This window comes from Bacillus sp. SA1-12 (assembly GCF_000981385.1).
Lineage (GTDB): Bacteria > Bacillota > Bacilli > Bacillales > Bacillaceae > Metabacillus.
The window spans coordinates 96736-109736 of record NZ_LATZ01000005.1; the positions used below are offsets into that span (position 1 = coordinate 96736).

Genomic DNA, 13001 nt, shown 5'->3' on the forward strand with positions numbered 1-13001 from the left:
TGTCATCTTACATATATAAGTGAAGGGGCTGTAGAGTAGCGTTAGATTAAATTTTTTTCTGGGAAATCATTCCTTTTTTCTTCCAGAAAAATTAGCAAGATAATAGAAATAATTCCCAATTTAATAGAAATATGTTTTAATAGAGAAGGTTAGAAGATTTACTACACTATATTTTGGAGGTTCTACATGAGAAAACACTCAATTCGTTCTAAGGTTATTTTCGCCGTTTTGTTTGCTTTGTTTGTTGGACTGCTGACTCCTTTCCAAACAAATGCTCAAACAGTGAATATACCAGAAGCAGAAACATTACTTACCATTACTGAACCGATTGAAGCTCAGTTTGAAGACAATGAACAAGAACACTGGTATAAAATTGAACTGAAAGATAACGAAATTAAGGATTTTACACATTACCGCATTCAACTGCAATCTGAACTGGAAATGAATATCACTGTGTATTCAAGTTTAGAAAACGCAGCAAATAATGTGGCAATTGAACGTTATATGGGATATTCCTTTCAAGACCAGCCAGCTGTAATTGATTTTCCAATCGGCTGGGAAGGCCCATATTATGTGAAAGTTGAGTATTATGGTGGAGAAGTTCCTGTAGAAGAAGGAATGGAAGAGATTGAAATGCCTGCTCCTGTTTATACAATTGGCTATGAAGGAGTAAAACTTCCGCCTACAGATAGCTCAGCTGCTGCAGCGGAATGCCCTGTTGAGTTGAGTACAAAGCAAAGAGAATATGAAAAAACCATGTTACAAAATTTAAGAACGATTCGAGAGGATGTACTTGCAAATACGGAAAAAGGGAAGGAATTAACTGCCCTTTACTATAAAGTTGCTCCATTCCTTAGTGCAGAATTGCTTCTCAATAAATCACTTCGAGACAAGGTTTATCAGGATCTTGTGCAACTGAAGGCAGTATTTGCTGATGTAGCGAAAAACGGAAGCAGCAGCACCTATAAAATGACAGCGAAAGATCAGGAAGCGATCAACCGCTTATATTCGACTGCTCTTGATTCTGTTCCTGCCTCTCTCAAGGAACAAATTGAGCAGACAGGAAAGCAAGTCGGCATATCAAATGTAACGAACTACACCGTCAAAGCGATTCTGGAAAAAGCAGGACTTGCTCTGCCTAAAGCAAGTGACAGCGGTCAATTGATTGTAAAACTTAAGGAAGGCAAAAAATTGAGTGCTGTCCAATCAAAAATGCAATCTTACGGAATTAAGTCCGTAGGTAAGCTTAATGTGAAGCAATCCGCGATCCCGAATACGTTTGTACTTGAGACTAGCGGCAACGATTCTGACGTTAAGGCATCTGTGTCAAAGATCTCTAAATTACCTGAGGTTGAGTTTGTTGAGCAGAGCAATGAGTATCGTTCATTAACAGCGGATACTCAATATCCTTATCAGTGGTCCCTTAAAAATGCCGGCAATAACGGCGGCAAAGAAGGAGCCGACATTCAATATGAACAGCTCCAAGACCTATTAAAGGATAAACAGCTTGATGATACTGTAATTGCTGTAGTCGATACTGGGGTAGACCATACTCTTGCTGATTTAAATGGAGTTGTCCTTGAAGATCAGGGCTACAACTATGTAGCGGATAACAACAACGCAATGGATGACAATGGACACGGCACACATGTGTCAGGAATTATTGCAGCGAAAGCTGACAATCAATACTCTATGGCGGGAATAAACAGCCATGCAAAAATTCTTCCGGTTAAGGTGCTCGATGCTAGCGGAATGGGTGATACCGAGTCAATTGCTTACGGTATTATTTACGCAGTAGATCAAGGAGCACAAGTGATTAACCTTAGCCTTGGCGGTTCTTACAGCCGTATGTTGGAATATGCATTGAAATATGCATATGATCATGGCGTAACAGTCGTAGCAGCAACAGGTAATGATGGAATGGAGGAACTTTCCTATCCTGCCTCTTCGAAATATGTGACGGCTGTAGGGGCTACGAACAAAATGGATATCGTCTCAGATTATTCAAACTATGGCACAGGTATTGACCTTGTTGCTCCTGGAACAGACATTCCAAGCTTAATGCCTGACGGAAATGTCACGTATGCGACAGGAACATCGATGGCAGCACCGCATGTCGCTGCAGTAGCAGGGTTGGTTCTTTCTTATAATCCTGATTTAACACCTAAGGAAGTAGAAAAAATCCTGACATTATCTGCTGAGAATGTTAAATTCGAGGAACATGATAATCCAATGAATGGATACTACTCTGAAGAAGATTCAGACATTCCGGCAGAAGCAATGTCTACAGAGTTTGACAATGTATCAGGCTGGGGAAGATTAAATGCCCCTGAAGCCATTTTAGCAATTGATCGGGCAAATGAGATCATTAAGGAGCGTATTTCAGGCGCATCCCGTTATGAAACAGCTGTAGAGCTTTCTAAAAATGGCTGGGAAGAATCAGAGGTTACCGTTCTTGCAACAGGCAATAATTACCCGGATGCATTAAGTGCTACACCTCTTGCCTACCGTTACAATGCACCATTGCTGCTGACAAATACAAATGGGATTCCTGCAAAAGTACAAGAAGAACTTGAGCGTTTAAATGTATCTGAAGTCATTATCATTGGCGGAGAATCTGTTATCACACCTAATGTTGAAGAAGAGCTTGAGAATCTGGGAGTTGAAACCATCACAAGAATCAGCGGAAAAGACCGCTATGAAACTTCTGTGAAAATTGCAGAAGAAATGGGAGAAGTATATGGAGCAGTAGTTGCTAACGGCCAAGGATACGCTGATGCACTTTCGATCGCACCTATCGCCGCTTCTCTTGACTTTCCGATTCTATTAACGAAGAAAGATGGTGTCCCAAATTCTGTCCTGGAGTTTGTTGAATCAAGTACGATTGAATTTTCGTATGTCATTGGCGGAACACAAGCCATATCGAATAGTACAGCTAAAGTTTTCCCTGAATATGAACGTCTAAGTGGTGAAACTCGTTATGAAACAAATAGCGTGATTATCGACAACTTCTCGGATCTTCTTGACATGTCAACACCATTCATTGCAACAGGCAATAATTACCCAGATGCCCTAGCAGGCTCTGCGTTAGCTGCAATGCATGGAAGCCCGATAATCTTAACAGATCCGGCTAAAGCAAAACAAACAACAATTGATACTATTTCTGCATACGCAGACTATGCTTCGGTGTATTACATCATTGGAGGCGAAAAAGCCCTACCGAACGAAGCAGTTGACGCCTTATTTCAATAAGACTTACTATCAAGCAGCGAAAGGAAAACATCCCGTTTTTCTTCCGCTGCTTTTTTATTTTCTCAAAAACTTTTAACCTACACGCTACTTTACATCCCCCTTCCCTATATATAAAGGGTGAAAGGAGGTGATACAGCATGGCGGTTGCAGCATTACTGGATTCCCAACTAAGCCTTGTGTTCGACATGGGCTTGGACGAAAACGGAAAGGCAATAACGAAACGCAAAAACTACAACAATGTCAAAACATCAGCAACACCTGACCAATTGCTTCAAGAAGCACAAGCAATTGTAAGCTTGCAAACTGAAACTCTATTATATGTTGAGCGTAATGACACGAATCAAATCACTGAGTAAGATTTTAAACAGAAAACGATAGAAAGGAGGAAAAAACATGGCGAAAACACTTGAACTTCAATTTTTAAATACAGCTGAAAAAACAGTGAAGATCAGCGTTGATTCACCGGTTGAGCCCGTTGATCAAACTGCGCTAAATGCAGCGATGGATCAAATTTTGGCAGCTAATATTTTCATCTCAACAGATGGGGAGTTTGTTGCTAAAAAGGGCGCTAGGATGATTGATCGCAATGTAACGGAAATTACGCTTGCTTAAGCGGAGTTGGGGCTGACAGGTTGGTTGTTGTCAGCCCTGCTATGTTTATTATTAGGAGTAAATGATGTTTTATCGGCAGAGTTCATTTACTCGAGTTTGTCCTGTTGATAACATCTATCCGTTTATAATAAGGGCATGTTAACTAATCATTGAATGTTCTTGTTTTTTTAAATGTAGACACATTACTTAAAATATCTCGAGCCACTTCTAATGGTTCTTTGCCAGTAGTATCTAGTCGATATAACCGATGCAAACCAGATGTTTCAAATTCATTCAGTAAAAATAAAGACCGTTCAATTAAATGTGAGTCTCCTCTTTTGTTAAGACGCTCAATTAATTGGGTCTCATTAGCCGTTAATACGACATATTTGATCTGTACATTCAAGTCTGAAACCTGCTGACAAAACCATTCTAATTCGGTTTCAACTACATAATCAATGACCACATTGTAATGATGCAAAATGACATTCCTCGTCAAGGAAAGAATGTTGTTCCAATTGATTTCCAAGCGCTCTTCCCAAGCTAGCTCCGAATCACCGACAATCATTGAATTGAGCAAATCGCCCTCTATTAATACACCCCTATTAATCATACGGGCAACTTCCTTTGAAACAGTCGATTTGCCAACTCCGCAAGGACCTGAAATGATATAGATGGCAGTCGGATTACTCAATTTTTTCAGCTCCTCTCTATTTAAAAATTTATATATGAAACTTTCTAACTCTCAAACTACACCGTTAATCGTCTGGAATTATACGAGTCTCAAAAAAGCCAAAACCGATCTTCCTCTGTTTTGGCCAACTTACTTATAAATAGGTTAATGAATCAAGGATTTCCTGAACACTTAACTCTGCACATGCCATTGATGTATCTGCCACTCCGTAATACATCTTAACAACATCGCCTTCTACAAGGACGCCACAGGAAAAGACAACACCGCCAAAGAATCCCTCTTGCTCATATGGAGCATCTGGTTCAACTAAAGGTTTTTCAGAACGGGCAATAACTTTTGCAGGATCGTTTAGATCTAATAATACGGCTCCCATACAGTAACGATGATCCTGGCTTGCACCATGATAAAGCTCTAACCAGCCTTTATCTGTTTTAAATGGCACAGCTCCTCCGCCGATTCGGCCATCATCCCATTTGCCAGGTCTAAGCCCGATTAGGTGTTTATGATTTCCCCAATATAAGAGATTGTTAGATTCAGCTATCCAAATTTCTGGTGACCCATTGCTGTTTGGCACTGGTCTGTGAAGAGCATAATACTTCCCATTTATTTTTTCAGGGAAAATTAAGACATCCTTATTTTCTGGCGCAAAAATCATACCATGTTGCTGAACCGTCTTAAAATCCTTCGTCGAAACCATCGATTCACCTACACCCATCGGTGATACTGCACTAAAATAAATGTAGTACGTATCATCGATTTGGGTAATGCGAGGGTCTTCAATTCCAAACGATTCGAGCTCGTTTGATGGGTAAACAAACGGTTTTTCATCCACTGTAAAGTGACGTCCATCTTTGCTGCGCGCAATTCTCAGATAGGAAAGGGAGGTTAAATACGACCATTTCGGCTTAGTTGTTTCCCTAATGACACGCGGATCGGATAGATCAAAATTTGGATCATCCTGACGAAATTCATAAATGTCCAACTGATTTGTTGATGGATTAAAAACAGGTGCTTTTATCACATTTGGATCTGAACTGATCGGTCTTTCAGCTACACGAAGCAGCATAATGACTTCGTCCTGAAATTTGGCAATTCCAGCATTGAAGGCACCTATCACTTCAAAGCCTTCGTGAAATGGCGGTACATCGTTTGGTGTAAGTAATGGGTTTTGTTCATAACGATAGATATTCATGATTAACTCCTTAGTTTTCGTATTGTAAAAATGGGTCTGCAATGGTAATTTTTTGTGCATCTGCATCACTAATTCCAGCATATAAATCAGCTGTTCCATCTGACTTACGGACCAAGCCGCCACTAAATACGACATCTATTAAATCCGGACGCTTTGATGGACCTTCAAGAAAATTGGAACGTACAGCAATTAACTCTATGTCTGAATAGTCACCAGTTTCAGGGTCAATTGCAAACGACATTGGGTAATAATGGCGATTTCCCTCTTCATCAAAATTCGCAATATGACCTAGTACCCCAATCCTTCCATTTGCTAACAGGTGTGCTTCATTCGCTCCGCCCCATTCTTCCTCAACAAATTGGTTTTCCAATAACGGCGTGTTCTCAATTTCTTCGATTGTTACGTGTTTTAAAGAAGGCAGTCGTCTAAAACCGATCTTCCCCCTTCCGCCTTTATCTCCCTGCGGTCTGGTAAGCATGCCAATCGAGCCATCGTTTAGTTCAATTAATCGCAAATCCTTCATTCCATCAGGACCCTTTGCAAATTCTGTTAAGTTAGCGATCTTATCGCCCTTCAGAAAAACCGTACGCCAGCCTAATGCATTTTCAAGCGTTGGATGAGGGAAGATTTCCACTCCCCCCAACACAAGCTCTCCTGCTATTTTTGTAAAAAAGGGATCTTGCAGCTTAAATACTGGTGCACCCTCTCTAGGTACCCATTCCCCATTTTTCTCAACAAAGAAATAGACCTCAGAATGCTCACTGTCGCGTGATTCTACTCTCCCTGCAATGACACGTTCTCCTTCATCTTCAAATGGAGCTGTTATATTGTAGACGTCTCTTTCTCCAACCCCTTTAAAAGTGAGCTTTTCAGCATGACTCGGCTGATTCTTCTGTTGAAATTCCCGTAATAAGTTCTCACATGTTTTCACATCTGTTTTGATCAGTTTATTCATGGTTTATCCCCCTTTAGGCATAAAATGAACGCGGCACCCGGCTTAATTGCCGCATCCAAATCTTCCTGTTTATACGATAGTAAAATTTCCGCTCCCACATGTGCTTCTGGCGGTAATGCAGCTTCTTTTCTGCCAAAATTAATAAGGACCATCACTCTTTCGTCTTCAGCAGCTTTTATGAAATAGATCAGGTCACCGTTCATTTCAAGCAGCTGATATTCTCCATGTTGTAAAGCTGGATGGTTTCTTCTTAATTCCAAGAGCTTTTTATAATAAGAAAGAATTGAGTCACTTTGGCTAAGCTGTTGCCTTACATTCATTCCTTCACTCGTTATTGGGAAGGAAAGCCATGGTTTCTTTGTTGAAAACCCGCAGTTTTCCGACTCATCCCATTGCATGGGCGATCTCGATTTATCCCGGCTTTTTTCATTGGCAATTATCAACGCTTCTTCCTTGGTTTTGCCTTCTTGAATCGCAAGCTCATATGCCGTAAATCCTTGAATGTCCTTCATGAAGGTGATATCCTCATGAACTAAATCACGCATGCCAATTTCCTCGCCATAATAAAGAAATGGTACCCCTTTTGCCGTTAGCATAAGTGTCGCAAGCAGCTTCGCGCGTTCCTCTTCCAACCCTTCTTCAGCAAAACGGGAAATATGCCGCGGCATATCATGACTGCTGAAAAAGAGAGTTGGAAGTTGATCTTTATGATGTACTTCTTCCATTTTCTTTAGCTGTTCAAAGATTGTTTCCACTTGAAAATCAGGGATACTTCCGAGATTAAAATTAAACACAACATCTAATTTGTTTTTCCCGCTATAGGTTGCTAGTAAGTCGATGTCCTCTGACCCCACTTCTCCCACTAAGACCTTGTCTGGAAACTGATGGACAAAGGCGGATATCTCTTTCATTACCTCATATATTCCTGCTTGATCCTTATCATATTGATGGATTTGCTGGTTGTTTTCATCTATAGGATTATTTTCAAACGTGTTTTTCACTTTCAGAAAATTAATCACATCTAAACGGAACCCATCGATTCCTTTGTTCAGCCAAAAAGCCATCATCTCAAACATGGCATCTTTCACTTCAGGATTTGTCCAGTTAAGATCCACTTGTTCTTTTGCAAACGCATGATAGTAATATTGACCCGACTTTTCATCAAACTCCCATGCTGAGCCTCCAAAAAAGGATTCCCAGTTATTCGGCGGCTTACCATCGATTGGATCCTTCCAAATATACCAATCTCTTTTCGGATGATTTCGATCAGAAATTGATTCTTTAAACCACACATGCTCCGATGATGTGTGATTTAACACAAGGTCTGCAATAACCTTGATGTTTCGTTTATGCGCTTCATCAATAAAGTGGTCAAAGTCAGCCATTGTTCCGTAATCCTGATCAATCTGATAATAATCAGAGATGTCATAGCCATTATCGACTTTGGGAGACGAATAAAAGGGAGTCAGCCACAAACAATCAATCCCTAAATTCGTAAAATAATCGAGCTTTTTCGTTAGCCCTTTAAAATCTCCAATGCCATCCTCATTTCCATCAGCGAAGCTTGGCATATACACTTCATAGAAAACCGCTTTTTTCCACCAATGCTCCATAAATTCCTCCACAAAAGCTTATTTAAGGGTAAACTGCATTCCTTCTTGGAATTTCTTCGCAAAGAATAGAAACAGAATAATAATTGGCAATGTTAACAACACGGATGCTGCATACAATGGGCCAGGATAGCCGCCATACGGACCAAACATTTGCGATAAAAGCACGTTCAATGTCAGCATGTTGTCACTTCGAACTACGAGCATATCCCATAATAATTCTGTCCATCTTTCCATGAACAAGAATAAGAAAATGACTGCCGTAATTGATTTTGACATTGGCAGAACGACCTTAAACATAATTTGCAGATTGGAAGCCCCGTCTAATTTTGCTGCTTCGATAAAGGTATCCGGGATCGCTCTAAAGAAGTTTGTGTACATAAAGACAGCCCATAGACTCATGGCTTTCGGAATAATCATCGCCCAGAACGTATCATAGAGACCTACATTTTGAATAATTAAGAAAGTAGGCACCAATAAAATGATGGCTGGGAAAAACATTTGAAATAAAATAAGATTATTAACCGTTTCTCTGCCCTTAAAGTTCATTTTGGCTAAGGCATAGGCAACCATAACGCCAGTAATCATCATAAGCAAGGTAGAACCTGCCGACACAATCACACTGTTGAAAAAGGCTTGAATCCATGGCCTTGGAATAGCGACATCACCGCCGCCAAATAACCATGCATAGGAACGGAAAGTAAATTCAGTCGGAATCAGCTTTTTATCAACTTGATCCCACGCTGCAAAAGAATTCAAGACCATATAGAGATACGGAAACACCATTATGATCAATAAGATAATCGCAACGATATAACGAAGGAGTAATCCTCTTTTATTAGACCCAACCATTGCGTTTCCCCCACAATTCTAGTAGTTTTCTGATAACAAAAATGGAAACAAACGTAACAACCGATGCAATAATCGCAACTGCTGATGCATATCCAGCCTGAAGATTCTTAAAGGCCTGGTTGAAAATTTCAATTTGCCATGTAGTGGTTGCAAAATTTGGCCCACCGCCTGTTAATTGATAGACCTCCGTAAAAATCCCAAATGTCACACCGATCGATAAGATTAAAACTGTATAAATCGCTGGATATAATAAAGGAAGTGTAATTTTCCAGAAACGCTGCCAAGGTGAAACACCATCAATTGCAGCTGCTTCGTAAATTTCCGTATTAATGCTTTCAAAGCCAGATGTTAAAATCAATGCGTAATAGCCAGTGAATTTCCAAGCAATAATCACCGCCACCACACATAAAGCCGAAAACGGGGACCCCAACCAATCGATATCCAGTCCGAAATTCGCTCGCAAGAATTTATTAAGTGGACTATTGTAGGAAAGGAGACCTTTGACGATTAAAGAAGAAACAACTCCAGAAGCTAAATACGGCAGGAAAAATCCGATTAAAAAAATACCTTTAAATTTAGGCAGTCCATGAATGATTGCCGCAACTATCATTGAAGAAACAATAACCAGCGGTACAAATACGGCCATAAATTTAAAGGTGACAAAGAATGCAGCTTGAACTCCCGGTGACTTAATGGCATCAATATAGTTAGCGATGCCTTCAAAGTTAAATTCAGGTGATATTAAATTCCAATCTGTTGCTGATAAATATAATGACCACACAAGTGGGATCGCAAAGAAAATAATTGAATAGATAAGGTAAGGACTGGCAAATAGCCAGCCCAATCCATTACTCTTGTTCGTTCTCATTACTTGAGATCCCCCTCAATTGCCTTTTTCATCTCATTCCAGCCTTTTTCAGGGTCTACTTCCCCTTTCACTACAGGGTTTACAGCATATTGCCCAATATAAGTTTGAAGCTCGTTGTATTTTGCATTATCAATCGATGGTATAGCATTTGGCACAGCATTTGCATATGGCTGTAATGCTGGATTTTTTTCAAAGAACGCAGTAAATGTTTCATTTGTTCCTAAGTCATCACGTGCAGGCGGCAAGCTTGTTTTTTCCAGCCACTTTAAATCATTCTCCGGATTCGAATAAACCCACTTCATAAATTCCATAGCGGCTTTCTTTTCTTCATCTGTAGCAGATGCATAAATAACTATTCCTTTTGTATCAGCAAATGTTTTGACATTTTCAGTCGAAACGCCATCCGGAACTGGAGGCGGTGCTAGCGTAAAGGTTTCGCCATATTTCATTTCAGGGAATTTTTCAGCCCAGTAGCTGAATGTCCACGGTCCAATATCAGTGAAAATCCCCAGGCCGGTTTCAAATGGATCTGTTACTTGTTTTGCTAACAATGCATCCTCTTTTCGTAATTGATCTAATAAAGAAAGAACTTTAATTCCAGCTTCATCATCAGCCACAAATTTATTTCCTTCAATGAAATTATTTCCTTCTGTTGCCGCATCATAAAGCATAAAGAAATCAAACCATCTCTTCCATGCAGTAGGATCAGCTAAATCCGCTTTTGCCCACACATATTTATCCGGATATTTTTCTTTTAGCTTTTTCGCCACTTCCAGCATCTCACTATATGTTTTAGGTGGTTCATTCACACCTAACTCTTTTAAAATATCAAGTCTCCATCCAAACAACATTGGATTTGAGTAAATAGGAAGAACATATTGGTTGCCATCAGCAAACTGCCAGCCTTTAACACTTTCTGTCATTTGACGGGCAGAAACAATCTCATCCCATCCCTCTAGTTCATTAAGCGGAACCAGTGCCTTACTGTCTGCTAGCTGAGCAGCAAACCCGCGATTAATATTTTCTGACATCGTCGGTGCGCTTTTACCTGCAATCGCAGATTGAATACTTGCTTCCGATGACGGGCTCTCTTTTATCGCACTTACATTGACTTTGATATCAGGATTTTCCTTCTCAAATTCCTTTGCAACCTCTTCCCAATATACTTGCTGAGCTGGGTTTGGCGCTGCCCAGAATTCAATTGTCGTTACTCCCTCTTTTCCTGCTCCCTGTTCTGTGTCTTTATTTGCACAGCCTGATAGAGCGGATGCCGCTACTGTTGCGGCAAATAATAATGATATGCCTTTTTTCATTGTACCCTTCATCTTAATTCCCCCATTTCTTTTATTAAGGCAGAAAAACGTAAAAGTTTTGCACAAAAGATGACAGCGTTATCAAACCTTCTTTAAAAAATAGTATAATTAAATCATCCGTACAAAACTCAATTTCAAGTTACAAAATAAATTACAAACAATTACAAAATGTTAAAAGTCCATTTTGTAACCTTACAAATAACATTATTGCACCGCTTTCATTATTAGTCAACTATTTTATTTAACTAGATTAAATCCCTGGAAAGGATTGCAAATCACCTAATCATGTATTATATTATTTTGTAACGTTACAACGTTTATTGTAATGTCCGATTATATGATAAGTATAAAATTCCCTAAAATAGATGCTCTTATTACATTCATTGAAAGGTTGTTCGTTCCTATGGCAAAAAAGATTACGATGCAGGATATCGCAGATCGATTACAAATATCAAAAAATTCCGTGTCACAGGCTTTATCCGGAAAACCTGGGGTAAGCGAAGAAACAAGGAGAATGGTGGAAGCTGCGGCAGAAGAACTGGGTTATGAATATTCCTCTGTGCGAAAACAAGCAAAACAAAGCGATGAGAAGAAAACAATCGCACTCATTGCTTCCGAATTTGCCTTTTCACTTAAAAACTTTTTTGGTGAAATTTATCTAAGTGTTGAGAAGGAACTTTCAAAGCGGGGCTTTACCTTACAAATTCAGCCTATTAGCCAGCATGCCATAAACAACTTTCATTTACCGGTTTTTATTCAAAATCATTCGGTTGATGGCATCCTAATTTTATCCCACTTAAGTACAGACTATATAAATGAAATCATCTCAACAGGCATCCCTACAGTCTTAATTGACCATCATCATCCACATATTCAAGCAGATGCCATCCTGACAAATAATCGTTTTGGTGCTTATACAGCGGTTGAACACCTTATTCAGTTAGGCCATAAAGAAATTGGATATGTGGGAAATGCTTCCTTTTCACCGAGCTATTATGAGAGATTAGAAGGCTATCTTTTAGCCCTTCATCAATTTGGAATAGAGGTCAATCCAAGTTATATTCTTTCAAATGTCAAAGAAGAAGAGGACGAGATCTTCAGGTCTATCGATCGTTTACCCAAAAAGCCCACTGCCTGGTTTTGTGTAAATGATGGATTTGGCTTCCTTGTCAGCTCCTACCTGCAGCAGTCAGGTATCAAAATTCCTGAGCAAGTCTCTGTTTGCAATTTTGACAACGGACAACTTTCACAGCTCTCTGCTCCGAAAATCACAACAATGGATATTGATCTCAAGCTCTATGGAAAAAAAGCAGTTGACCGGCTAATTTGGCGAATTAGCAACAAAGAAGAAGTCTGTCAGGAAATTCTGTTGCCTACTACTTTAATTAAACGAGCATCAACTGGTCCCGCTCCTGCGAATTGACATCCATAAAAAAAGAGAAGTGCTGCGAACACTCCAGCCTCTACCGTCAGGGTAGGGGTTGTCAAAGTTAATTTTTTTGAGAACCACCCTTTTGCTTGCGACGGCGCGGGGTGGTTTTCTCGTTTTCTTATACGTTTTTCCGAAAAAGTTTCACGTACAGCTCCCTTCAGAACTTCTCGTAGAAATTCAAGAAATGTATCCATTATTATTACCTCCTTTCCTTAGAAAAGAATGAAAAATAACAACCAACC

At 39.8% G+C, this 13001-nt stretch carries 11 protein-coding genes; 4 read left to right on the top strand and 7 right to left on the bottom strand.

Annotated elements, in window-relative coordinates:
• Positions 1-186 precede the first annotated feature (186 nt).
• The 3 genes from WQ54_RS05015 (at position 187) to WQ54_RS05025 (ending at position 3864) form a co-directional block, all read left to right on the top strand.
• Entirely contained in the window at positions 187-3252 is a 3066-nt protein-coding gene (locus tag WQ54_RS05015) for a cell wall-binding repeat-containing protein (RefSeq protein ID WP_052737668.1), read from the top strand.
• 137 nt (positions 3253-3389) lie between these two features.
• A complete protein-coding gene (locus tag WQ54_RS05020; RefSeq protein WP_046512973.1) occupies positions 3390-3608 on the top strand; it encodes a DUF1659 domain-containing protein in 219 nt (72 codons plus the stop codon).
• A gap of 37 nt (positions 3609-3645) precedes the next feature.
• A complete protein-coding gene (locus tag WQ54_RS05025) occupies positions 3646-3864 on the top strand; it encodes a DUF2922 domain-containing protein (RefSeq protein ID WP_046512976.1) in 219 nt (72 codons plus the stop codon).
• A gap of 142 nt (positions 3865-4006) precedes the next feature.
• Here WQ54_RS05025 and WQ54_RS05030 read toward each other — a convergent pair whose 3' ends face one another.
• The 7 genes from WQ54_RS05030 to WQ54_RS05060 form a co-directional block, all read right to left on the bottom strand.
• Positions 4007-4537: an AAA family ATPase gene (locus WQ54_RS05030; RefSeq protein WP_231597452.1), complete on the bottom strand. Its 531-nt coding sequence runs from the start codon at positions 4535-4537 to the stop codon at positions 4007-4009.
• Between the two features lie 133 nt (positions 4538-4670).
• On the bottom strand, positions 4671-5729 hold the full coding sequence (locus WQ54_RS05035) for a glycoside hydrolase family 130 protein (protein WP_046512980.1): 1059 nt from the start codon (positions 5727-5729) through the stop codon (positions 4671-4673).
• Positions 5730-5739: 10 nt separating this feature from the next.
• On the bottom strand, positions 5740-6684 hold the full coding sequence (locus WQ54_RS05040) for a DUF1861 family protein (RefSeq protein WP_046512983.1): 945 nt from the start codon (positions 6682-6684) through the stop codon (positions 5740-5742).
• Positions 6681-8297: an alpha-glucosidase gene (locus tag WQ54_RS05045; protein WP_052737669.1), complete on the bottom strand. Its 1617-nt coding sequence runs from the start codon at positions 8295-8297 to the stop codon at positions 6681-6683. The genes WQ54_RS05040 and WQ54_RS05045 overlap by 4 nt, the downstream gene beginning before the upstream one ends.
• Before the next feature lie 18 nt (positions 8298-8315).
• Positions 8316-9146 carry a carbohydrate ABC transporter permease gene (locus WQ54_RS05050; protein ID WP_046512985.1) on the bottom strand — a complete coding sequence of 277 codons (831 nt, stop codon included), beginning with the start codon at positions 9144-9146 and terminating at the stop codon, positions 8316-8318.
• Positions 9133-10014, bottom strand: a complete 882-nt coding sequence (locus WQ54_RS05055; protein ID WP_046512987.1) for a carbohydrate ABC transporter permease — start codon at positions 10012-10014, stop codon at positions 9133-9135. The genes WQ54_RS05050 and WQ54_RS05055 overlap by 14 nt, the downstream gene beginning before the upstream one ends.
• Entirely contained in the window at positions 10014-11327 is a 1314-nt protein-coding gene (locus WQ54_RS05060) for an ABC transporter substrate-binding protein (RefSeq protein ID WP_046513231.1), read from the bottom strand. Before WQ54_RS05060 ends, WQ54_RS05055 begins: the two co-directional genes overlap by 1 nt.
• A gap of 403 nt (positions 11328-11730) precedes the next feature.
• Between WQ54_RS05060 and WQ54_RS05065 the strand changes: the two genes are divergently transcribed.
• Positions 11731-12750, top strand: coding sequence for a LacI family DNA-binding transcriptional regulator (locus WQ54_RS05065; protein ID WP_046512989.1), 1020 nt, complete (start codon positions 11731-11733; stop codon positions 12748-12750).
• Positions 12751-13001 lie beyond the last annotated feature (251 nt).

What these genes read in the sequence shown, in the direction of transcription:
- WQ54_RS05015 (WP_052737668.1), top strand. Translation starts at nt 187, where the DNA reads ATGAGAAAACACTCAATTCGTTCTAAGGTTATTTTCGCCGTTTTGTTT.
- WQ54_RS05020 (WP_046512973.1), top strand. Translation starts at nt 3,390, where the DNA reads ATGGCGGTTGCAGCATTACTGGATTCCCAACTAAGCCTTGTGTTCGAC.
- WQ54_RS05025 (WP_046512976.1), top strand. Translation starts at nt 3,646, where the DNA reads ATGGCGAAAACACTTGAACTTCAATTTTTAAATACAGCTGAAAAAACA.
- WQ54_RS05035 (WP_046512980.1), bottom strand. Translation starts at nt 5,729, where the DNA reads ATGAATATCTATCGTTATGAACAAAACCCATTACTTACACCAAACGAT.
- WQ54_RS05040 (WP_046512983.1), bottom strand. Translation starts at nt 6,684, where the DNA reads ATGAATAAACTGATCAAAACAGATGTGAAAACATGTGAGAACTTATTA.
- WQ54_RS05045 (WP_052737669.1), bottom strand. Translation starts at nt 8,297, where the DNA reads ATGGAGCATTGGTGGAAAAAAGCGGTTTTCTATGAAGTGTATATGCCA.
- WQ54_RS05050 (WP_046512985.1), bottom strand. Translation starts at nt 9,146, where the DNA reads ATGGTTGGGTCTAATAAAAGAGGATTACTCCTTCGTTATATCGTTGCG.
- WQ54_RS05055 (WP_046512987.1), bottom strand. Translation starts at nt 10,014, where the DNA reads ATGAGAACGAACAAGAGTAATGGATTGGGCTGGCTATTTGCCAGTCCT.
- WQ54_RS05060 (WP_046513231.1), bottom strand. Translation starts at nt 11,327, where the DNA reads ATGAAAAAAGGCATATCATTATTATTTGCCGCAACAGTAGCGGCATCC.
- WQ54_RS05065 (WP_046512989.1), top strand. Translation starts at nt 11,731, where the DNA reads ATGGCAAAAAAGATTACGATGCAGGATATCGCAGATCGATTACAAATA.